Below are 25,589 nucleotides of genomic sequence, written 5' to 3'. Positions count from 1 at the left end.
CTTTCCTTTGAAATTAAAACTTAATATTCGCACCTATCTGATAAGTTACCGATGCAGGACCACCATCAGTTAATTTAGCATTTGCCCATTCAGGATCAAATCCATCATAATCCGTAAAACAAAATGGATTAAGCACATTGATATAAAGACGCAAATGCTGTAATCCTGCTTTAGTAATCCACTTCTTAGGGAAAGTATATCCCAAACAGATATTTTTTACCTTTACAAAAGAAGTCTTCTGATACTGAAAGCCTTCTCCCTTCGCGCTACCTTTATCAGAAAAATATCCACCTGCCGAAGTATCGGAATTATTCGGATAAGGATATTCACCGTAATGAGTTTCAGTGGCATATACAATATCACCGGTAGTATGGTCAATAACAGGCGCCCCTTTAGGAATATAAAAATCCATTGCCATATGTTGGTTACCACGATCAGACCATTTCATATATTTATCATGGAAATAACTACGAGCCCATTGTCCTTGTTTAGTATAAATCATTACTGAGAAATCGAAACCTTTATAATACATATTTGAACTTAAACTTCCCACCCATTTAGGATCTGTACAACCATATATTCGCTTATCTTCATCCGTAATCTTGCCATCATTATTCCAATCATTCACAGCTATCTGACCTTCATACCACTTATATTTCGAACCATACTTTGCATACAATTCTTGCAAAGTATAATGAATATCCCCATCTTTAGTGTGCATCGTTACCCCTTTATCAGTTATCACATCAGTATGAATATAGTCACGCAATACATTTAACGGCTCACCAATAAAGCGATTGGATGCAATTTCATCCACTTTCCCATTACTAAGTTCCAATATTTTATTCCAGTTACGAGAATAATTCACACTTAAATCCCATATAAAATCTTTACTCCGAATAATGCCAAACTGCATTCCTAATTCAATTCCGGTATTACGAACTGAACCGACATTAAAAGTAGCTTTTGTTTCACCTGTTTCAACAGGAACAATCCTATCCATAATCTGCCCATCAGACAAACGATGATAAAAATCGGCTGTCAGATTAATACGATTACTCAATACACTAAAATCCAATCCTAAATCAAACTCTTTTACCTTTTCCCAAATGAGTCCCGTATTAACAAGCCCATTAGGGTAATATCCTTGTATTTCCGATCCTCCCAATACCACATAACTAGGTCCTGAAGCTGTAGCTATTGTCACATAATCATCCACATTGTTGTTACCGGTAACTCCATAAGACAAACGCAATTTCAAATTATCCAACCAATGAGTACCTTTTAAAAAGCTTTCTTCTGACATACGCCATGCCAAAGCAACGGAAGGAAACCATCCCCAACGGTTACCTTCTGCAAAGCGTGAAGAACCATCAGCACGTGCTGTAGCTGTCGCCATATACTTACCTTTATATGAATAATTCAAACGAAGAGCTCCTGAGACCAAAGTAGATGCTGTATAGGAAGAAGCTATCTCCTTATCACCGGAAGCCTTATCCAAGGCATGAAAAGAAAGCATATCATCCGAAATACCAAAGCCTTTCAATCTATAAATTTCTTTATCAGAACGATATATGGAGAATAAACCCATCGCGCCAAACGTATGATCACCTATTGTTTTATTAAAATCAAGCTGATTATCCCAAGTCCAGTCCATACGGTCTGTCGTCTCAACCTCTGCAGAGTTCGTTCCGTTCACCTGATAATAATTGGAACCTAGCGGATTACGGTCATTCACTCCAGTAGCATTAAACTTTCCTTGACGCCCATGATAAAAGTTAGGTGAAAAAGTAGTCGCAAATTTTAATCCATCCATTATATTAGTACGCAAATATACATTGCCAAAGACATGAAATTTGCGAGTTTGATTAGTATAGTTTTCATCCTCTAAATCATTCAGTGGGCTAACAGTAGAAGTGAATTGTCCGGTAGACCCAAAAGCATCCTTTGACCCTGGATTATTGATAATGTTACCATTTTCATCATAAGGTGCAACAAAAGGATTGAAATAAAAAGCGTTTTCATACGGACAATAAGTTCCATCGGTACTAAAATCATCTTGCACCGTATAAGCCATATTCACAGATAATCCAGCTTCAAATACTTTGGAAATTTTTCCATCAAAAGCACCTTTGATATTGAAACGGGAATAATCATTATGTTTGAACACATTTTCTTCCCCTTGATAACCAACTCCTAACCGATAATTAATTTTTTCTGTGGCTCCGTTGGCACTGATATAATGATTCTGCTGATTACCTGTCCGAGTTACGAGGTCTGTCCAGTCATAACCATCTGTTCCCGACATCATCATCTCATAAATTTGGGAATCACGATAGTTTGTACCACCATCACGTTTCAGAAACGTAGTTTCCAAATCAGATTGTTTAATTTCATAATGAGGAATACCGTTCGCATCTACTCCTTTACGACTAGAACCATCAAAGACATCTGATGTTAAAAGAGTATGACGTGCAAAACGATAATCTATAAATTCTTGAGCATTCATAAAATCAGGCATACGGGCAACCTTACGTATCCCATAATATCCATCATACGAAATAGAAACATGTTGAGGTTTTCCTGCCCCCTTCGCACCTTTGGTTGTAATCATAATCACACCAGCAGAAGCACGTGAGCCATAGATAGCAGTAGACGAGGCATCTTTCAAGACGTCTACCCGCTCAATATCCTCGGGATTCAAAAAATCCATAGACGAGCACACAATACCATCAATTACATAAAGAGGAGCAGCCTGTTTATTTATAGATGCCTGTCCACGTATCTGAATATTAAATCCGCCACCCGCACGGCTATTGGATTGAGTGATATTTACTCCCGGAACCGCACCTTGTAATGCATCTTCCAAACGGGTAGTACCTCTAGCAGCGAGTTTTTCAGAAGATATAGAACCTACAGAACCTGTCAAATCTGATTTCTTCATGGTACCATAACCTACCACCACTACTTCATCCAATACTTCGGTATCATCCATTAAAGTCAGACTGAAAGAAGTCTGCCCTTTAACTGGGATTTCCAAAGTCTTGTATCCAACAAAACTTACCTGAATCGTCCCATTGGTAGGGACATCAGAAAGAATAAAGTTCCCATCAATATCTGTTATAGTCCCATTAGCGGTTCCTTTCACCACCACACTGGCACCAATAACAACCTCACCATTTGCATCTATTACGGTTCCTTTAATCTTACTAGGCTGCTGGTACGCAGAAACCAGTAACGATTCATTTACCGCATAAGCAACATGACTTCCTGAAAGAAAAGCTGCACAAATAAAAACCGCAAGAAGCGATTTTCTGTTTCCATAAAAATTAGATTTCATTAGCCAACCTTTTTAAATTAGACATTAAAGTTTTAATGCCACAAAAGTAATCAGCTATTCATTTTACAGAGATGAAGCATCTCCCGATAAGGTTGAAGCATGTTTTCTCCACCTTTTAGGAACATATTTCAACCTTGTCCACCTTGGCATGTTCAAGCGTTTTTGCCCGATTTCATCGAATATTCTGTAGGCTGCATACCAAATTCCTTCTTAAAACAGATAGAAAAATACTTGGGATCATTAAACCCGACCTTATAAGCCAGTTCGGAAATGCGGAAATTCGAATTTTCATCCATCATCCTGCAAGCCGCCTTCAGACGGATACTACGTACAAAGCCAGTTGTATTCAATCCCGTCAAAGATTTCAATTTCTTATGCAACGTTGTACGACTGGTTGCCATCTCATCTACAAACTGCGGAACATCAAAATCGGGATCATCCAAATGACGGTTCACACAGGCGACAGCATCCTGCAAAAACTTTTCTTCATCCGAAGGTATGTTCGTAAAGAACTGCAATTTTAGATGATGCACCTTGTCCGTCTCACCTTCCTGCAAAAACCTACGATTACGCAATAACAGCCTCCGACGAATCTCCCACCATATCAATACCATAAACAGTATAGCCAATAATACATAAATAAAATAAGCCCACCAAGTAGCCCAGAAAGGTGGTTCAATAATAATTTCCATTTCTCTCACGTCACCCCAATCACCATTCTCATTCGTTGCCCGTAGCTGAAACACGTACTCCCCTGCAGGCAATTTGGAATAATAGGCAGTCCGGCTGGAAGCGTCCACATAATGCCAATCAGCATCAAAGCCTTGCAACCTGTACGCATATTTATTTTGCTGGGGACGATTATAAGTCAGCGATGCAAAACAAATGGTAAAATGGGAATATGAGGCAGGAATAACTAATCTGTCTGTAAAATCGGAAGTAAAAGGAGTTATCTCCTTTCTTTTCTTATCCGACATCTGTTCCAATGGTCTTCCATCCACCAAGATATCAGTTATGCATAAAGAAATATCAGCATGTTTCTCTTCCACCACTTCCGAGTTGAAAGTCACAATTCCCCTGCTGCATCCAAAATAGAAGGTACCATCACGATAGAAAGAAGCATTTTGATTAAAGAAATTATCCGCCAACCCATCGGCAACTGTAAAGATACGTACCCTGCCCTTTTCCTTTCCGGATATGGTTAGCTTTGCCAGCCCTTGATTGGTGCCCAACCACAGATTACCACTATTATCTTCCTGCATACTGCCAACCATATCTCCGGGCAAATTAAACTCCTTATGAACAGACTTGAAACAATCATTTTGCACATCATATAAACAAAGTCCGCTGCCCTCTGTCCCGACCCAAATCCGTCCGCTTCTATCCAACAAAAAACAAAGAGGAGTATTAACCGACAGCAAACCATTCTCCATACAATAGTTCTTACACTGCAACGATTCCGGACGTTCCATATCCCCTGTAACATGAACAATACCATTATTGTTGGTTGCCAACCATAATGAGCCGTCATTATCCTCAACCATCGTGGTCATCTCCCGGCCAAGCAATTCGTCTGCTCTGGACAAACGATTGAAACAATACTCACGCCCGTCCCGGTAACGCACTCCAAGTCCTTTATAGGTACACAACCAGCGGTTTCCCTTACGGTCCTCGTGAACTAAATACACTAAATCATGAGGAACAAAACTGCAATTCGAGGTCTTATACTGATGTATTATTTGTCCGTCACGACAAACTATCATCCCCTCGTCATGCACAGCAAGCAACACCTCACGGATTAACGGGCTATAAGAAATATGATAAGGACGTTTCGAAGGAAACAATGTCACTTTTTTATCTCCATGCTGATAATCCAATCCATAGCCCATACCTATCCAAAGAGCTCCATTTTCTTCCACATACAATGTAGAAATCAAATCTGTAAAAGATTTATCGTTGCCACGAGGATAAATTACATTAAAGGAACGTTTCCTAGTATCGACATGAAAGACACCAGCCCCTTTAGTACCGATCCACATTAATCCGCTTCGATCCCTAAAGACTGTGTTCACCTCGCGGACAGGAAGATAATGTGTAGAGCCAGATTCTTGATAATTGATAAACTTTCCCTCATCAGCCAGTTCCATCACACTAACACCCTCTCTAGTACCCAACCATAACGAACGTGTCTGTAAATCTTCATGAATCGAATAAATATAATCAGACGGCAAAGAAGAAACATTTCGGGCATCATGTCTATAACCTTCAAAAGAAACCGTTTTCCTATCGGATGAAAAATGGGCCTTATACAGCCCGGACCCACTAGTTCCTATCCACATCACCCCTCTAGAGTCCTGAAACAAAGCCAAAACAGAGTTCTCTTCATCTAAAGGCGGATAGTGCAAAAATGTATTTTCCTTTATGCAATAACGATAAAGCCCATCCTTCCAGGTACCTATCAACAAATCACCATTTACATCCTCAAACAAAGTTTGAATATTCACAGATTCGGGTACGTCCCCTCTACAATTCTTCCGAGTCATCAAAGCCAATGTATCCTGCATTTCATCATAATAAGCCATTCCACGGATGTACCCCAGATAAACCCGGTTCTCTTTTGTTACATGAATTTCATTCAGCCGTTGTTTGCTGACTCCATCCAGTTGCAATTTTTTCATCTTCCCTGTCCGTTTATCAAGCATACAGAGTCCCTCGTGAGTCCCAATCCAAAGCCGGTGAGAATAATCTTCTTCCACACAAAGCACATTATTATTAACCAGAAGACCAGGGGTATAAAGATTTGATTTATAGGTACGTACCTCGTAACCATCATAACGAAACAATCCATAGAAAGTAGGAATCCAAATATATCCGTCACGGTCCTGATACACTTGGTGAACCATGCTATTCGGTAATCCTTCAGGAGTGGAAAACTGTTTGAACTCTAGATCGTCCCAACAGACATGAGCTCTCCCCTGAAATATTAATCCACTCATTATCAGAATCATGAATACTAGTCTAAATGTTTTCATTCTATTTTCTATTAGATTTCATTTAGCAAACTTACAAAAACCTAAGAATTAAATAAAGTTTTCAGAATAAAGAATCATGTATAACCCTATACTATGAGATTACTCCTAATATATAATTTCCCAAGAACCACCAATAGAACTCAGATAAAAAGGCAGTCGGTTCAGTATGAACCAACTGCCTTTACAAACTTTAAAACCATCTCTGTCTTATAAACAGAAATAGTATGAAAAAGGAAGACTTATCTTCACCCAGTAAAAATAGATAAAGAATAGAAAACAAAACAAATTAAAAAATAGATTTCAAAAGCCTTCCATCTTTTCCTCCAATTCCTCCTCCGTATCCACAATACCCAATAAGCAGTTTATTTCCCTTCTTTTATCCAAATCTTTAAAATAGGTTTCCACCACTTTATAAAGATCAAAATGACAAGTTGATCCGGCAGCCATATCCAATGAGTCCACGATCCTTTCCACTGCCTGATGAATTTTATCCACATCAATCAAATGCAGTTCATTGCTATGAATAAAATATTTTTCCATAATCATTATTTTTTCTGTTTGTACTATCATTAGAACAGTCGAACTATGGAGAATGTTTTAAAAACGAAAGCTGCTCTTATTTACATGTCTTGAACCGAAATGGCAGACACAATCCTTACATCAAAAATCCCCCCAGCTATACAACCATTCTTTGCCTGAAATTTCACTGTTACATTTTTTCTTGCTTTTATATATTCAGCAGGAATATGAATATAACATCTATACAGTCCTTTTCCTTCTTTACAAGGTTTAGACAAATCAATAGTATCTATCCATTTACCATCAATCAAAACATCAAAAATACGATTACCCGAATCACTTCTCAAAAGCTGTAAGCAAACAGACTGTTCCATCTCTTTCCGAACTTTCATTTCATACATAAAATATCCACCTTTAGAAGCATCCCGCCAATTCTCACCAGCTGTAGAATTTACTGCCTCCATTTTATGCATTTTCTCAGATTCAGCATCTGCAATAATGACCCTGTCTACAGTTCTTTTATTCAAGTTATCCTCTTCTTGCTTAAATTGCTCCGATTTCTTCAGCTCGGCCAAATAGTTCTCTTTCTTATCATAATGCCGAAAATATACGGCATAGCGGCTCCAGTGAATAGTATTAAAAGGAACCAGCTCTACAGGCTTGGATACTACATTATCCTTACTACACAAAAAAGCCAGCTTCTCTCCTTTTTTCCGGATAACAGCAGCCGGTATTTTCCGGATATCCCCTATAAAAGCCGGCACATCTATCACTGGATAATCTTTCATAGCAACAGTAGAACGTGCAGATCTGAAATCATCTTTCGATAAATGCTCGTCACTAATTCTAGCTGCCAAAACAATAGGCCCATATTTCAAAGCAAGATAATGAGTCGCCTCATTCAAAGGCACTATTTCCAATTTCATAGGTAGCTCTATCCGTACTTTATCTCCATCTTTCCACTGCCTGTTTATTGAAACATATCCATCCACACCAGCCTTTATTTTCTCTCTCTTACCATTTACAATTACATTGAGTGACGAACTTCCCACCCAATAAGGACAACGTATCTTTAAATTAAAAACAGCCTCTCCGGAAACAGTAAGACTAGTAACACCTTCATCAGGAAAAGCAGTTTCCTGATGAATACTGATTCCTTTATCCCATGTAACTACCGATGGTATAAACATATTTACATACAAGGCATCATCTGTATGAGCATAAATCATTTGCCCAAACTTTGCTGTTTGCTCAAACCCCGTCCCGGTACAACACCAAAAAGAATCATATTTAGTTCCATAAATTTTATAGTGTCCCGGTTTCATGGAAGTATAATACACACACATACCCTGATCAGGATCATAGTTGGCCAAAATATGATTAAATAAGACTTTCTCATAATAATCCACTTTCTCCACCTCGGCATAATCACAATATAAACTCTCTGTCAGACGAAGCATATTAACCGAATTACAAGATTCAGGTCCCCCGTTCAATTCTATTCGATGCTCGAATTCCTCAGGAGCAAAGAAATGTTCTCCTGTACTGTTACCTCCCATCACCCAAGTATGTTTTCTCACTACTGTATCCCAAAAGAAACGGGCAGCTGTGGTAAAACGTTCATTACTATCATAACGATAAACAGATTCGAAACCTGTAAATTTAGGAATCTGGGTATTAGCATGCCAACCCTCCAATATATCCTTTCCTTCAGACATGGGAACCCACATATCCTCATCGTTGAGTCTTTGTGCCCACTTAAGATACTTCTCCTCACCCGTTATCTGATAAACATCTATAAAAGACTCATTGATAGAGCCATGCTCGCACACCAACAATTTTTGAAGGTCATCATGTGATAACTTGTCAATAACTGAATAGCCGAACCAGTCTGCCATCTTTACCAATATTTCTTTTGCCTGTAATAAATCACATCGCATATAAACCTGATAAAGCCCCAACATGATCTTGTTCATGACATACACAGGTTCCCAGCATTTGTCATAAGGAGTCTCAATAAAAGGATTAGAAGTCTTGAAATTTCCATCCAGCACATTCTCGAAAATAGCTCTACCGCAAATAGTAGGTAACAAATATCCATCACCTCCAGCTTGCTGGCAAAGAGATAACTCCTCCAAGATATAGCTTAATCTACTTAGAATTGCAGTATCTCCCGTAGAATCATACATCATAGAAATTCCAGACAGATAAAACCCCATAATATGTCCCGGTAAAGGTCCATGCCCGTTCATATACTCAGATTCCCAAAAAGGATAGGGTTGTGCCTTAGGTGTCAAACCTGCTTCTCTCCGAAACCAAGACAGCAAACGGTCAGGTTCCAAAGAAAGCATATAGGCGTGGTTCAGGTCCATGATATGTTTAAAATCACTATCCAGTAAACGGACTTCTTTTAAAGAGAACAAAGAAATTTTATCTCCATTCACCGGCTCCACCTTTACCTTGTTTTCTTGTGCGTATACACCGGAAAAGACCAATAAGGTATATAGAAAAAGAAATATTTTCTTCATATTTAATGTGCTTTTTGATTTATATAATGAGCGATAAAAGGATGTCTATTCTTCCATTTGACCTCCATATTCGAAAGAAACCAAGTTTTACCAAAGTCATCATTCCCTTGATAAAATAAATATGTTTTTCCTTTCCTTGTTTTAAAGAGATGAGGATGTCCGGACTCACAGCAATTCCATGTTCCAGGATCACCATTCATCAGAAAGGGTTTATTAGAAAGTTTTGTCCAATGAATACCATCACTACTTTTAGCAACTCCAATCTGCTGAGGACGATTATTATAGGCCCCGGCATAAAACATAAACATCTCATCTCCCATCTGCACAACAGATGCTCCTTCGACACACTTCTCTTCCCAAGGATATTCGGGAACAAGCACCGGATGATTCACCGGACTCTTCCATGCCTGTTTCGAAAAATCCGTATGTGCAGGTGCCATTGCAACTCCTATAATTTGGGTAGAATAATCAGGAGTACGAGTTGCATAATATAAATAATACCGATCCTTTAAAAAAACGACCTCCGCATCGATGGCACGCCCGCAGTTCCACTCCCCTTCCGGAGAAAAAATAGGATTTGTAGCATTACGTACAAAATGGATCCCATCTTCAGACCATGCATGACAAATAGCATCTTTAGCACCATTACCATACGTCTGATAGAATAGATGAACCGTATCATTTCTTACCAAAGCACCCGGAGCACATAACCCTTTAGACTCATAAGCTGTTTGAGGTATGATTTCTCCAATACGATGCCAATCTTTCAGATTCTTGCTCCCGGCAATGCCTATTCCCCAACCTTGCGCTTCCGCGTTTCCATTCTGCTTTGGAGGAATAGAATAATACATCAGATATTTACCTTGGAACTCCACTACATGAGGATCTTTAGAAAAAGGTATTCCAATACGGCTTGTATCTCCATACATCATTTGTTTTTGGGCTAAAGAACAAAACACGCATATACACATCAATCCGGTGGTCATAATATAGCGTTTCATAAGCCTATTTTTTTTGCTTCTGCATTCTGCAACCAAACACACCTCCAGCAATCATACCGGGCAAAGCCTGTATCTTAACAGTTACATGACTTTTCCCCCGAGTTAAATCAACAGGAATAGGATACACTTTATCAATCCATGCACTAAAAGTTTCCACCCGTAATTTTTGCTCTCCTATCTTTTCATGTTCGGCAAATATCTCGAATTCACGATTTCCTCCATCTGTACTGCTATAAGTCAAAACCAATTCCATCGGTTGAACCGGATCTACTCTCAGGGTATACGAAAACCATCCACCATCCGAGGCATCACGCCATGTATTTGGTCCTCCCGTATGAGTATTCTCACCTTTCAACTGATGCGCAGTTTCCGAACTTTCTTTACCGATAAAAACTTTATCCGTAATACGGGCACGTTCTTTTAGCTGATCTTTCAATATATTCTCATCGGAAGGAAGCCACACAGCCATTTCACCATTTCCTCTATGAGACCGTGCATAATAAGGAATAAGCAGGATAGAATCTGTCACAGACTTTATTTCCTTAAAATCATTCTCGGCAATAATGCGTTCTGTGGTTCCTTTCAATATCTCCACACCTCCCAACATAGAAGCAGGAGCAGCCTCAAAAGCCGTTTCCGGTTTCAGCACATAATTCAATACAGTCCCTCCATTGTCAGCAAACTCTGCACAATAAACTATCGGGCCACGCTCTACGGCAAGATGATTCACATCCGCAGCAACCTTATCATTTGCTGAAACCTTGTGGACATCCATCGGAAGACTTAGTTCAATTGTATCCCCCTGTTTCCAACTACCGGATAAAACGGCATATCCTTTCTCCATTACAAAATCCTGGGGTTTTCCATTGATTGTAATTTTTACGGCTCCTTTATCATGCCTGGTATAAGTATAAAGATCGGAAGGTACAGGCTGACTATTTACCCATCCCGGAATACGCAACATAACAGCAAAATCTTCCGGGGTTTCCGGAGTCAATATCAACTTTATCTTTCCATTCCACGGATAATCCGTCTGTTGTTCCACCTGTACATGCTTTCCATTCTTTAGAACTACATCAGCATGGTTGGCACCATACAGATTCACATAAAATCCTTTGGAAGAAGTGGCATACACATACCCTGGCACCGAAGGAATAAAACGAGCTAGATTAGAAGGGCAGCAAGAACAATCAAACCATTCGCTACGCTCTGAGCCATTTTCATCGCAAGAGAGGACATTTGGATAAAAAAACTTCTTTCCATCCAGACTGATGCCACTCAACACCCCGTTATACAAAGAACGTTCCAGCACATCAATGTATTTGGCATCACCATGCAACATGAACATGCGTAAATTCCACATGCAATTGGCAACAGAAGCACATGTTTCACAATAAGCTGTACTATTAGGCAACTCATAGTTTTTACCAAACGCTTCTCCATGACGAGTTGAACCAATAGCTCCGGTAATATACATCTTCTTCCCTACTACATTGTCCCATAATTTACCCACAGCATTTTCAAAATGCCGCTCGTTTTTCAAAGCGGCTATATCTGTCATAGCAGCATACATGTAGGTAGCCCGCACTGCATGGCCTACAGCCTCATCCTGAGCAATGACTGGCTTATGATCCTGCCAATAAGATCCGTTACGGAACTGATCCTCACTATTCCGATCATATTTGTCATACTTTCCACGAGCCTCCAAAAAGAATTGTGACAAATCCAAATAACGTTTATCTCCTATCACCCTATAAAGTTTTACCAGCCCAATCTCCACTTCCTGATGCCCTGGCGCTACAGTAATCTTTTCTTCTTCAGGACCAAAGGTATTACACAACAAATCCGCACTCTTAATGGCTATATCAAGAAATGAACGTTTTCCGGTAGCTAGATAATGAGCTACAGCCGCCTCATACATGTGTCCTACATTATACAATTCATGGCTGTTGTCACGTTCATTTTCCCATCTTTTACTGCCAGCCCACGGATGTTGCGAATCCCCGCCAATAGTACGGGTAGTATAAAGATAACCATCCGGTTCCTGCGCAGCTCCTATCAGATGAATCAGACTGTCCATATACATATCCAGCGCTTTATCCTCCTTCACCGCCAACAAGTAAGCAGCTCCTTCCATTATCTTATACACATCCGAATCATCAAACGGATAAGGGGAATTGAATTTTCCTTCCATCAGTTTCCCCGCTACTGCAAAATTATCTATACGATGAGTTTCCTCACATTTATGAAAAGCAAAAGGCACGGTAACACTACGAATGGTTTCAATACGAGGTGCCCAGAAATCATCAGAAAAGTGTACATTGGTAAAAGGTACATCCTTGTATTGATAATCAGATTTATTGCTATCCGTCGACTTACACGCGGCAAGAACCCCGGCGACGAATAATATAACCAACGTTTTTTTCATGGTAATCTATATTTAAAGTTTATCTATAATTCGTATCTGAAGTAATTTTCAATTCATACAATCCTCCGGCATTCTTCCCTTGAGCAGCACGGAAAGTAACATTCACTTTATCCTTTCCACGAGTCCAGTCCGCAGGAATAGAATACACATCGTCCACATAGGTCAGATATAGTTTTCGATTCAAACTGACAGTACGCAAATAGTTGCCGTCAATCAATATATCAAACTGACAAGTATCAGGCTCGTCTCCCCAGAAACGACAAATCAGATGATAAGGCTTTTGTTCCGTTTTATTTATATGAAGTGTGTAAGAAAACCATCCGTCTTTTGCCATACGGAACCGAGTATTCTTTGCCCAAAAATAATCATGCCAATAAATAGAATCATTCTCCCCTTGCAACGCATGTTTCCTTTCATCTGTCTCGTCACCGATCTTCACTTCATCCGTTAAAGAACGAGTACGATAAACAAATTCATCCGGAGAATAAAGTTTCCAATATACAGTATGCCGCTGATGATGCATTTGAAAATAAGGGACCAACCCTACCCCTTGTTGTCCACCTCCATTCTTTACTGTAAACCGTAAAGGATGTTGTGAAGAACATTGTATCCAGCTATCCAGATCGGTCAATGGACCCACTAACATAGGAATATTCTTTGCCGGAAGCGATTCACGGCAAGCACGATTGTCAATAACCCTATCTTCGGGCATATCATCCGTCCCCAATCCTCCCGCAAGCAATATCGGGCCATACATGACAGAGCCGAAATGAGGTTCATCCTTTGCATAATCAATATATAAGTTACGTGTGAAAACCAATGTTATCACATCTCCGCTCTTAACAGAATCCAACAGGCGAATGTAGCTTCCCTTATGTGCTTCCGTCTGTGCCGGCTCTCCATTAATACGAACTACAGCATCACCGCTCACCCAATCCGGATAACGGAACAGAAGCGTTCCTGTATAGCTCCCTATTTCATCCATCCTTACTGTAACCGTATCCGATTCCGGGAAATAAGTATCCAAAGTCAGCTTCAAACCTTTTTCCTTCCAGTGGAGACGTGAAGGAATATACAGATTGACCAGCAATTCTTGGTTATCCTTAAAATAAATGGATTCGGCATACTTAGAATGATTCTCCATCCCTGTACCCACACAACACCAGAAAGAATCAAACGGAGTACTATATTGCTTAAATGATCCCGGCAACAAAGAAGTATAATAAGTCACACAGCCCGGCATATCAGGATCTTGTGAAGCAAGAATATGGTTATATAAAGCATGTTCATAGTAATTCAGATATTTATAATCACCATCCAACATGAACAACTGTCTTGACAATTTCAACATGTTATATGTATTACAAGTTTCTGCCGAAGTATAGTCCAGCCGCTTGCTTTCTTCACCCAGTACGCCAAAACGCTCATAACAACTATTTCCACCGATAGCCAATGTGTGATCTTTAATTACAATATTCCAAAAGTTACGGGCAGCCTGATAATAAATATCATTGGGTGAGAACTCATACTCTCTGGCTACTCCCATAAATTTGGGTATTTGATCGTTAGCATGGCGACCGAATAACACATCTTCTCCGTTAGCAATCGGATAAATAACATTGATATGATTGAACCTTTCTGCCGTCTGCAAAAATTTCTTATCTCCGGTAATACTATAAATATCAACAAAAACTTCATTCATCCCCCCCTGTTCCACACTCAAGGTACTTTGAAAAAGATCCCTATTGCTATTCAAGGCTATATGAGAAATAAAATCCGCCAAAGGCATCAATATATCCTTGGCTTGCCTACAACCTGCATAGACATATGCATCCCTCAATCCCGCCAAAATCTTATGGATACAATACCATGAGTTCCCATTCTGGTTATAATTCCAAGGTTGTCCGGTTTCATCCGGCTGGTTAAGCACCACATTCCCTTGAAGCAACTGCAAATAACCCTCCTTTCCTCTTTTACCGGTAATGAACCAACCATCCGGGGTCTGTTTTTGGCACTCTTGCAGTTCATCCAGCATATAATTCAATTTATCCAGCAAGGCTTTCTCGCCTGTAGAAGCATACATCATGGCACAAGCAGACATATAATGACCATAGGTACATCCACCATGCTTCTCCCATCCTCCGTAATTATCTCCTTTCCCCTGCAAACCGACACTACGGCGTACGTGTGGAATGAGCCTGTCTACATCCAGCGACAGCAGATATCCTTTATGTAAATCCATCGCTTTCTTAAAATAGCTATCGGTTAATTCGACTTCCGACAGTGCAAATGACTGCCATACCGGAACATGTACACGAGGTGCTTTGCGCACCTGCTCATATTCCGATGCAGTCAACTTGATCACTCCTAAAAACAATATACTTAAAACGAATACTAACCTATATTTTTTCATGGTAACAGATTTTATAAAAAACACAATCAATGAATCAATTCAATCTTACGGAAATCAGCAAAGGTTCCGTCTCCCCCTTTAGCACACAAGCCTATGCGGAAGCCCATTCCCCACGGAACATACGGCGAAGCATCAATTTCCGTTGCCAAAGGTATCCACCTCTGCCCTTTCCGGAACTCAAAGCAAAGCCAATACCCGTCTTTCACAGTCATCCTGACCTGTGCCGTTGCTGACACCGTTATAGCACTTTGAGCCAAGACATCAACTTTACCATCTACATTTTTCCATACTTCCACCTTATCTTTCAAAACTGATATGCCAATACCGGCTAAAGGAGCGCCAAATCCATTATGAGCTCCACCAATAATACCGATACCAGCCGCAGCCATACTTTTCCGGTTATCAACAGTAGCAGTCAACGAAAAATTCAAAGCCTTGACAGGTTGTACCAGCAGAGTACCCAATTCCCTGTTTTCCATAGATGCTCCTAGATGTAATCCGTTTTTTCCTGTCTGATAATCTATTTTCTGGGTTACCCTCCATTGCCAAATGGGAGCTAGTGTATTACCCTTAAAGGAATCCACATAATCCAAAGACAAATTAGGACGATTATAAACGGCATCGTTCCTAAAATAAGGCCAGCCATCCTCTCCCCAACACAATTCCTCCAACACGCCCTGACGTCCGACATATACCGAACCACTCCTATTATAAGCATGATACAAATAAAACTCCTTTCCATCTTTCCGAACTATAGTACCATGTCCGGGACAACGCCAATCCTGATTGTCTACCAAAATGGGATTCTTTTCATACTTCTCCCATTTGCCCAGCAAAGATTTGGAACGGGCCACTCCTGTTTTATAATTACATTTCTTGTCACAACAACTAGCTGCCGAATACAGAATATAAAAATAATCCTGCTTTTTAAAAACACATACCCCTTCTACCAACCCTTCCTCCCAAGGAGTGTCATTACAGAACAAGGAAGTCATTTCTCCTATCAGACGGGTGCGGTCCTCCGTCATCTCCTGTGCCCAAATATTTGTAGGCAAGCCCATACTGTTGCCGTCTTCTTTCCATATAAGATAAAGTTTACCCTTCTCATCTCTTGCAGCAAAAGCATCAATAGAGCCTGGTTCCTGAGCAACCAACGGTCCCAAATCTTTGAACCTCCCCATCGGGGAATCAGCTACCGCCGCCGCACACGATAATCTCTTTGTCCTCTTGTCACGGGCTGTATAATACAGATAAACCTTTCCCTGTTTCTCATCATACGATAATTCCGGGGCCCAAAAATTATTTAATGCCCAATCAGGTGCTCCATCCGGAAAAACATAATTCACCAATTCCCAGTTCACTAAATCTTTTGATTTAAAAATAGGGAACAACGGCGACCATTCATTAGAAGTCGCAGCAGCCCAATACTCTCCATTTATTTCAATGACAGTAGGATCAGGACGATCACCCGGCAATACCGGATTAATAATTTTTTCGTATCCAACGGCTTGCACATGTACACCGCAACATCCCATAATTGTCAATAGAATCACAAATAACAGTCTTTTCATAGTAATATAAAATTATTCATAAGTTACAGGAAATGCCGAGATACGCAAACGGGCAGCTCCCATCGGTATCAAGGTTATATCTTCCAATATTTCACTTTTCGGAGCCCCTTCTTCCGGCAACACACCACATAAGCCATATTGATCTATGCCCCAAGAAGGCACTCTTCTCCCTTGTGCTTTTATCACTAGAGGAACGTTATCAGCAGTAAAAGGATAATTGTCTGAAGGCCATTCTCTCTTCTCGACTTTCAAGCATTGCTCCAAAACCTTATCATCCAATTTCAAAGCATAGTTCCAAGCACTTTGAGGATAGATTTCATAAGTAGGCCAAGCATTGACATCAGCACCTTTCTGCCATTTAGAATCCCATATAGCATTTTCTGCACTACTTACCTTTCTATACTCTTCCTCTATCAATAGAGAGAAAGTCAAAGGACCGTAATTCACGCTGGCACTGTTTTGATTGGTCTGCCATCTTTGAACAGATAAAGACATGGGTAATTGCAAGATTACCACATCTCCATTACTCCAAGTTCTATCCAAACGAACATATTTACCAGACTCCATACCAGCAGCTACCGTTTCTCCGTTAACTATTAATGTCCCCCCCTTGCACCAAGCAGGTACACGAAGATATAATGGAAAATCCACTTTACCGGAAACTTGCACTGTAAACCGAATCATTTCTTCAAACGGATAGTTTGTTTCTTCTCTCAGAATAACTTCAGTACCGTTTACCCCTACTTTCGCCTGTGCACAACACGGACCGTAAATAATGGCGGCGAGCCCGTTATCCGGAGTTGCATAAACCAAATTTTCAATATAGTAAGGCCAGCCTTGCGCATGGTTATGCTGACAGCAACGACTGCTGAAAGGATTCATAGCCAAGAAAGGACCACCATTATCAATTCCGGGTTTATGGTCTTTAGAATCACTCACCACCTGATTGGGACAAGTAATATATCTTAAAGCTTTGAAATCAGGCATTACCGCCGCCGGATAAGAATTGAAAGCGACCTCCTCGCAATGCTCAGCCCAAAAAGGATCACCGGTCATACGAAGCATTATCTCATCAGACGCCATCTGTTCTACAAATCCACAAGTTTCTGTACCTTGTCGTGGATCAATATAAGCCAAACGGGCATTCTCGTCCGCTCCGAACATACCTCCCGGCACCTGTCCGAAAATACGTCTCACCAGATGATGCACTCGATAAGATGCCTGCAAATCTGCCGAATCACCACTAAGCATATAGTAAGTAGCCGGTTCACGAAAGCACTGTGCAATATTCACATTATGCCAATTAGGCAAATCCGATTCATTTGTCCAGTCTGCCGTATTACGATGAAGTTTCCGAGCAAGCTCCAGCAGGAATTGTTCTCCTGTGATGTTATAAAGCCAATAAACACTATACAGATTATCCCCCCCACGGCTGTTCTCCCAATAATCTTCCAAAAATTTATCATCGGGGACAGTTAGTTGCCATTTAAAGTAATCAGTCATCAAAGTCAACACTCTCTTATCACCAGAATATTCATAATAAGATTGCAAACACCAAAGCATTACCATATTCGCCCAAAGTTCTCTCTTCCCTCCACGTTCATTCACCGGACCGAAAAAGCCATCCGGTTGCCGGCTCTGAATAGCTGCTTCAATCCAGACTTTTGTTTCTGCAATCATAGCAGAATCTTTTAAGATATAAGCCAAATCACCATATCCTTTCAGCCAATAAGGGACTTCTTCCCAACCATGATCTCCACCAGACAGCAACCACGCATTATCCTTCTTATCCAACCACGCACTAATTTCACCCAGTTTCCCGGTTAATCCCTCTTTTTGCAACAGCAGGTACTTTTTCAGCCAGCCTTCCGGCTCAATGGTTCCTACCGGCAATTTTATAAAATGCAATGGTTTCAAAGGCAAACGATTTCCCTGATAACTGACATTCCTATCTATCGTACCGGGACGTGAAAGCATATCTATCTTCATCTCCCTTTTTTCCTCCATACATGCTGTCAGTACAGCCACAATCAAAAAGGAACCTAATAACAATTTCCCTATATTTCTCTTTTTCTTAAACATACCGTTTTTTATTCAAATTTTACATCAGCAAAAGTACATCTGTCCCTGAGTTTCATGGAAAAGAATCTTGTCAGAAAAAGAAAGAATATAACCATTTTACTCATTCAGAAGTTTTTCAGCCCATATCATCGTATTTTCTTTACTTTTAATCCGCTAATAACACCTTGTCCTTTTTGAGGAGAAAGCAGAATCTCCAGTCCTTCATGATTCCGCACATTGACCACAAGTGTCTTTACAACAGCTGTCTGCTCGCCATAAGAATCAGCCAGATTCAATGAATCTATCAATTTTTCTCCATTGACTGACACATCAAATACACGTTGTCCCTCGGCAGAAACACCTGTACGCACAATATTTTTCCGTTCATCCTTACTGAAAGGTTCCGTGAAATAAAAGCCAATTTCATATACTCCGTCAGGAACATCCAGCCGGTAACAAGTCGTACCAATCAAAAAGGTCTGAAAAAGAGGCTCTAAAAAAGTATTTTTTATATCAGCCCCTACTCCATACCTAACTCCATCATGTGATGATCCCGGCCAAGAGTTAAAAGGTTTTCCATCCATATATCCCCAACTTCCCTTTGTATAAGGTTTATCGGGTATCCATATTTCCTGAAGCTGCGGGTCTATAAAATAACAATGCTCCTGTCCCAAATTAATACAAAGACCGTCCAAAAGCACATCACTGTCAGTAAGACGGGAAGATAACAATTTCATCTGTATCTTCAGCCTGTCTGAAAGTGCCCCACTTCGAGCATCCAGCAGATTCTCTCCGTTTATAAAAGGAACTGCGAAAACAGCTTCCCCATTTACCACTTCACGCACACCCAAAGACTTTCCATTATGAATTAACTCCACCGTTTTCTGATTAGAAAAAACACTGATCTTACGCACATTTATACTATCATCACAAATTTCCACCCTTTTCGTCCAATCGGCCCCGGCAATATGAATCATCGGAATGTCCGACCAACGAGCCTGACAGTAATAATAAATCTCTTTCTTCCGACGATCCTCTGTCAACATTCCTTTTTGATTCAGATTAGGCTTGCTATCACCACGACCATCCACCTGAAAATCAACCAAATTCCAAATAGAATAACCTATATAATCCGGACGTTTCTCCATTTCATTGATATATCTGCGATTAAAATCCAATTGAAATTCCGGAGTAAAATCAAATGTACGCGGAGTATAAGAATGGATACGTTCATCGCTTCCTGCTCCAAATTCCGACAAAAAACGAGGTTTTGCAGTAGAATAACTACAAAATTTATCAAACATAGGTGCAATCGTAGCAGAATCTCCCTGATACCAAGACTCATATACATTCACCCCGTTAACATCCGAAATACTAAACATCTCCTTACTAGACTGTGTATAGGGTTTCTCCCAAGTAAAAGCATGAAAGGCGACACAAGAAAGACGATAAGGATCCAGCTCTTTTTTCAAAGCCTCCAATTCCCTAGCCAACGCAATAGCTTGCTTATGGTAATCCCATAATTCATTCATAGCCCCCCATAGTACCACCGATGGATGATTGTAGTTCTGAAGAATCATCTCTTTCAACATTTCTTTGCAGTTATGAGCGAATGCCGCATTTTTTCTCACTTCATTCACAACACAAATTTCAGACCATACTATCAACCCCAATTCGTCACAGGCTCGATATATTTCCGGATCTTGAGGATAATGACTGATACGCACAAAATTAGCTCCCATTTCTTTCAGCAACCGCATATCCCTACGATTCATTTCAACGGGAATAGCCGTTCCCAAACCTGCATAATCCTGATGCCGTGCAGCTCCCCTCAATTTAAGATACTTCCCGTTCAGATAAAAGCCTGTCTTGTCCACCGAAAACCATCTGAATCCAACCGGAGAAATTACTTCTTGATACATTTCTCCATTCTTGGCATCGCATACCTGCACTTTTACCGTATATAAATAAGGCAATTCAGGAGACCACAAATGAGGATTCTCTATCCTTCCTACAGAAGTGGATATAGGATATTTCCTGCCTGGAATCAGTTTCAGTTTCAACTGTTTCTCTTTCACAATCCGATTCATTTCATCGCAAAGAAAAACATTGACGTGCACGTGCTTTGTATCGGTAAAGTCATTTTTAAGAAAAGCCACAATTTGCATTGACGCCTCAGATACCGACACTTCAGGGGTTTGTATCCTTACTGGAACAGCTGCATAAGGTTCTGTCACAAAATGCACTTTTTCCGTCCATTGCAAGAACACCCTGCGATAAATACCCCCAAAAATAGAAAAATCTCCGGAAACCGGTGGAAGGATTTCCCCCAAAGAAGAACTATTATCCACTTTTACCGCCAACAGATTTTCCTTTCCAACTTCACAGATATCAGTTATATCAACTCCGAAAGCGGTATATGCCCCCAAATGAGTTTTCAATAATTTCCCATTTAAATAGACGTCTGCCTTGCTGGCCACTCCATCAAAACGAAGAGTTATTTTCTTATCCCGTGCCTCTGAAGGAATGAACAACTTCTTCCTATACCAAGATATGCCACGCCTATATCCCCGTTGCTCGTCAATCACATCTCCGGCATTCCAAGTATGAGGCAAATCTACAGTTACCCAATCAGAATCATTCCAATCCATACTGGAAAAACGTTCATCATTCTCTGCTTTATACTTCCATGAATCTGTTATAGAAATTTCAGAGGCACATATACAACATATACATCCCCAGAAAAACAACAACCAACCGGCAAACCTTTTCATACCATCACTTCAAATAAATATTAAAAGAAAAAGACTGTCCGGAACCGCACATGACAAAAAGTGCCAAACAGGTTTTCGGACAGTCTGTTCATTACCAATCCACTAATATCCCGGATTCTGCTTTAACTTACCATTCTTATCCAATTCAGCTCTTGGAATAGGATACAAGTTCTTATTTATATCATTTGTAGCAGAATGAGAAAGCCATGATTTAGTTGTCCATACTCCAAAACGAATCAAGTCCTGCCTTCTTCTTCCTTCTTGGTTAAACTCCCAACCCAATTCATCCAAAAAGCGACCATATTTTATATCTGCTCCACCTTCATGAGTTGTTCTAGGACTTTTAATCTTGTCCAAATAGGTTGTTTCGCGCAATCCATAATCATAGGTACTCCCTCCCATCAGTTCCGCACCAGTGACTACCGCTTTTTCCGGAGCAGACTTGAATGCGCGTTGTCTGATTTCTGTTACAATTTGTGCCGCTTCGTCCGCTTTTCCAGTCCTTAACAAACATTCAGCTTTCATCATCAATATATCTGTATAGCGGAAGGGGAAAACATCGTTACTCATAGCACCAGGAGACATACCGGCAACATACTCATACTTTGCCAAATGATATCCATGTAATTCCTCAGCCCAATCAACCCCCGGAACCACATTTACAATATTCATAGGAATCCCCTGACTGTTGCCTATCTCGCACAACACATTGGAACCATCGGGATACACTTGCTGTCCCATCAAATAATTCTCGGTCAGACGACTGTCATCCGGATCAAATGTATTTATAAATTGCGGAACAGCAACCGAACCTCCCCAACCACCAAAACTCTTAGTGGAATATACCTGAGAGAACTGACCGTTTAGAGCGTAATTGAATATATTCAATCCACCGGCGTAACTTTGATCAAAAGGAACAACAAAAACAGCTTCCGTACAATCCTCATTATCAGCCTTGAATACATCTTTCTGATTTCCCGCCAACGAGAATTTTCCAGATTTTATGATCTCCTCACAGGCATCCAGACACTTTTGCCATTGTGGGGTTCCCGTATACACCTCCGCATTGATATACATCTTGGCCAATAAAGCATAAGCAGCCCATTTGGTAAAACGTCCGTAAGTCGATTCATCAACATTCTCCGGTAATAAAGGAAGGGCGGCTGTCACTTCGGCAATGATAGAATCATTCAAGGCTTTACGACTGATTTGTTCGGGAAGAAAACCTTGAGGGACATCAAAACGGGTCAGATAGGGTACATTGCCGTAATAATCACAAAGCATATAATAATAAGAAGCCCTTACCGCTTTTAACTCCGCCAAATAATTATCCTTACCTTCCGTCACAGGCAACAGGCCGGATTCAATCTGGTAAATTACCTGATTGGCATTGTTTATACCAGTATACAGGTCACCCCACCGATTAACAGCCTCACCTGTCTCCGAAGTCCAGGTATGTAAATGCATGTTAATGGTAGTCCCATTCCATCCCCAAGGATGTACCGGTATCATGGTCTCATCTGTAGAAATGGTCTGCGTTTCATTTATTGCACCGATAACAACAGAACGCCATGGAGTATAAGCATTACCTAATATGGCAACCATGTCCTTTTCCGTATAATGATATTTATCGGATACGATCGTAGTATACACGCTATCGTCCAGTTCCATACAACTATTCAATGATGCTCCTATCAGACAACAAAGTGCAGGACACATCAATGCTATTCTTATTCTTCTTTTCATGTTCTTCAATCTAATAATTTAAAAATTCAAGTTAACGCCAAAGGTATATGAACGGGTAGTGGGATACTTGTTTCTGTCATCTGTTCCCGGAGTTAAAAGCGAACCGCCTACCTCCGGATCAAGTCCTTTGTATCCGGTAATGGTCAAAGCGTTTTGAACAGAGAAATACAGACGCATTCCCTTAATCCCTTTAATAAAGTCTTTCTTGAAATTATACCCCAATACAATATTATCAATTTTCCAATAATCACCATCCTCCACATAGTAACTATTAAATTGCTTGGAGTCCGTCAGCACCGCTTTACCAAATACTTTTTCATACCCGGCTTTCAAATTATTCATTGCCTGGTCTCTATAATTCTCATAATGCAGACGAGTAAAGTTGATATTCTGGAATCCAAAGGCTCCTCTCATGGTAACGCTCAAATCAAAATTTTTATAACGGAAATCATTGTTCCATCCCAAATAATGCTTTGGCAAACCATTACCAATCACTTTTCTATCCTCTATCTTCACATCTTTAGACTCTACAGCATTACCATTCTGATCTTCATAAATCCATTTACCGTCTTCTGTAATATCCAATACTTTCCAACCCCAAATCTGCCCTATAGACTCCCCTACTTTTACACGATGGGTAGGGACTCCCGACATAGGCGCTTGTGCGTCACCCACATAAAAATAATCGTTTGCCAACTGGTATTTACTATTATTCAATTTGTCAAGCTTATTCTTATTAGTAGAATAAGTCAGTGTGGTATTCCAACCAAAATCTTTTTTATTAAAGACAACCCCGTTCAGCAATATCTCCAGTCCCTTATTACTGATAGTACCCACATTTGCCAGTGTAGTGCCATATACATTGGGCGGAACAGGAACAGGATAATTATATAACAAGTCTACAGTTTTTCTGTAATAAGCATCAACACTACCACTGATACGATCTTTCAGAATAGAGAAATCAAGCCCCACATTAAATTCCTTCTTCTTTTCCCATGTGAATTCCGGATTCGGATTACTCTGCGGAGTCAATTTATTCACCCATTGACCATTATAATAAAAAGTATCATTATTTGAAGTATATCCCAAACGATAGGTTGCCAAATAAGGATTGGAAGGAGCAATACCTGTCACACCATAACCGGCACGAAGTTTCAAGCTATTAATCCACTTGATATTTTTCATAAAATTCTCTTCATTAATCCGCCATGCCAGACTTACAGCCGGAAATGTACCCCAAACCTGATCGGAACCCACAAATTTGGAGTCTGCCTCATGCCTTACACTAATGGTAGCCAAATACTTGCCCGCCAATATGTAATTGATACGTCCGAAAAAACTGATAAGATTACCTGACGTTTTATTACTGTTAATAGGAATAGCAGCACCGGCAATATCGCTGTCGCCACGTCCTAAAGCGATATTATCCCAGCCAAACTGGTCTGTAGGAAAATTCCAGTTCCGCATCCAATAATCCTCCCATATATTCTTCTGATAGCCATAACCTCCCAATACAGAAATATTATGAATGCCAAAAACTTCACTATACTGAGCGGTAAATTCAAACAACTGGTCTGTAGTCTCACAAGTACCTCTGGAGGCAAAACCATCACGGGAATGAGCCACTGTGGTATTGAAATTATCAAAAGTCTCACGATAACCCCTTGTTTCGTAATATCTATCCCAAGATAACAAAGCATTGAATTTCAATGATTCGATGGGTTGGAAAGTAACATTACCATTCAATCTGGTACGCTGTCTGTGATGTCTGCCATTAGCTGTCTCGATAGTACTCAGCGGATTGGCGATAGCCACCAGAGCCGAAGGCTGTGCCCAAGGACCATCATACTCCGGCATTGATGACAGGACATCCTTATTTACATCCTGCTTATAAATAGGCAAGGTAGGATTAGTAACCAATGCCGCACTATATACCCCTCTATTGAAAGAGGAACCATCTCCGGTCGTTGTATAGTTCTGCGTATTAGAATTAACGCTGACGTTCAAACGCAATTTATCATTCAACATTGAATGATTCACCGCCAGTCGTACAATCAACGCCTCATTATCTGACTTTTTGAAAATTCCCTGGTTCTTTTTATAACCTCAAATCCGCAACTAAGCCCTTGAACGTCCTTATTGCGTTTACACGTCCTCTCATTACTGAATTTGCAGA

General features: G+C 40.3%; 12 protein-coding genes. All 12 read right to left on the bottom strand.

Going from position 1 to position 25,589, the window contains the following annotated elements:
* Nucleotides 1-13 precede the first annotated feature (13 nt).
* The 12 genes from AB5935_RS15815 to AB5935_RS15760 all read right to left on the bottom strand — a co-directional run bounded on the left by AB5935_RS15815 (nucleotide 14) and on the right by AB5935_RS15760 (nucleotide 25,471).
* Nucleotides 14-3,340: a SusC/RagA family TonB-linked outer membrane protein gene (locus tag AB5935_RS15815; RefSeq protein WP_038611903.1), complete on the bottom strand. Its 3,327-nt coding sequence runs from the start codon at nucleotides 3,338-3,340 to the stop codon at nucleotides 14-16.
* Between the two features lie 152 nt (nucleotides 3,341-3,492).
* Nucleotides 3,493-6,372 carry a two-component regulator propeller domain-containing protein gene (locus AB5935_RS15810; RefSeq protein WP_038611906.1) on the bottom strand — a complete coding sequence of 960 codons (2,880 nt, stop codon included), beginning with the start codon at nucleotides 6,370-6,372 and terminating at the stop codon, nucleotides 3,493-3,495.
* A gap of 300 nt (nucleotides 6,373-6,672) precedes the next feature.
* A complete protein-coding gene (locus AB5935_RS15805; RefSeq protein WP_007841252.1) occupies nucleotides 6,673-6,912 on the bottom strand; it encodes a hypothetical protein in 240 nt (79 codons plus the stop codon).
* Nucleotides 6,913-6,992: 80 nt separating this feature from the next.
* Nucleotides 6,993-9,419, bottom strand: a complete 2,427-nt coding sequence (locus AB5935_RS15800; RefSeq protein WP_038611909.1) for a glycoside hydrolase family 127 protein — start codon at nucleotides 9,417-9,419, stop codon at nucleotides 6,993-6,995.
* A 2-nt stretch (nucleotides 9,420-9,421) separates the two neighbouring features.
* A complete protein-coding gene (locus tag AB5935_RS15795) occupies nucleotides 9,422-10,420 on the bottom strand; it encodes a family 43 glycosylhydrolase (protein ID WP_007841253.1) in 999 nt (332 codons plus the stop codon).
* A 4-nt stretch (nucleotides 10,421-10,424) separates the two neighbouring features.
* A complete protein-coding gene (locus AB5935_RS15790; RefSeq protein WP_038611911.1) occupies nucleotides 10,425-12,848 on the bottom strand; it encodes a glycoside hydrolase family 127 protein in 2,424 nt (807 codons plus the stop codon).
* Between the two features lie 19 nt (nucleotides 12,849-12,867).
* On the bottom strand, nucleotides 12,868-15,261 hold the full coding sequence (locus AB5935_RS15785; protein ID WP_007848252.1) for a beta-L-arabinofuranosidase domain-containing protein: 2,394 nt from the start codon (nucleotides 15,259-15,261) through the stop codon (nucleotides 12,868-12,870).
* 26 nt (nucleotides 15,262-15,287) lie between these two features.
* The gene (locus tag AB5935_RS15780; RefSeq protein ID WP_007848250.1) at nucleotides 15,288-16,832 is read right to left on the bottom strand and encodes a family 43 glycosylhydrolase; all 1,545 of its coding nucleotides are present in this window, start codon (nucleotides 16,830-16,832) and stop codon (nucleotides 15,288-15,290) included.
* 12 nt (nucleotides 16,833-16,844) lie between these two features.
* The gene (locus tag AB5935_RS15775) at nucleotides 16,845-18,914 is read right to left on the bottom strand and encodes a beta-L-arabinofuranosidase domain-containing protein (protein ID WP_007841258.1); all 2,070 of its coding nucleotides are present in this window, start codon (nucleotides 18,912-18,914) and stop codon (nucleotides 16,845-16,847) included.
* A gap of 125 nt (nucleotides 18,915-19,039) precedes the next feature.
* A complete protein-coding gene (locus tag AB5935_RS15770; protein WP_007848247.1) occupies nucleotides 19,040-21,667 on the bottom strand; it encodes a glycoside hydrolase family 2 in 2,628 nt (875 codons plus the stop codon).
* 102 nt (nucleotides 21,668-21,769) lie between these two features.
* Complete coding sequence (locus AB5935_RS15765; RefSeq protein ID WP_032951131.1) at nucleotides 21,770-23,413, bottom strand: RagB/SusD family nutrient uptake outer membrane protein; 1,644 nt, start codon at nucleotides 23,411-23,413, stop codon at nucleotides 21,770-21,772.
* An 18-nt stretch (nucleotides 23,414-23,431) separates the two neighbouring features.
* Nucleotides 23,432-25,471, bottom strand: a complete 2,040-nt coding sequence (locus AB5935_RS15760; RefSeq protein ID WP_368327480.1) for a SusC/RagA family TonB-linked outer membrane protein — start codon at nucleotides 25,469-25,471, stop codon at nucleotides 23,432-23,434.
* Nucleotides 25,472-25,589 lie beyond the last annotated feature (118 nt).

This window comes from Phocaeicola sp. RTP21198st1_B8_RTP21198_201120 (assembly GCF_040929485.1).
In the GTDB taxonomy this organism is placed as follows: Bacteria; Bacteroidota; Bacteroidia; order Bacteroidales; family Bacteroidaceae; genus Phocaeicola; species Phocaeicola dorei.
Note: the sequence above shows the minus strand (reverse complement) of the source record. Positions and strands in the feature narration are given on the sequence as shown.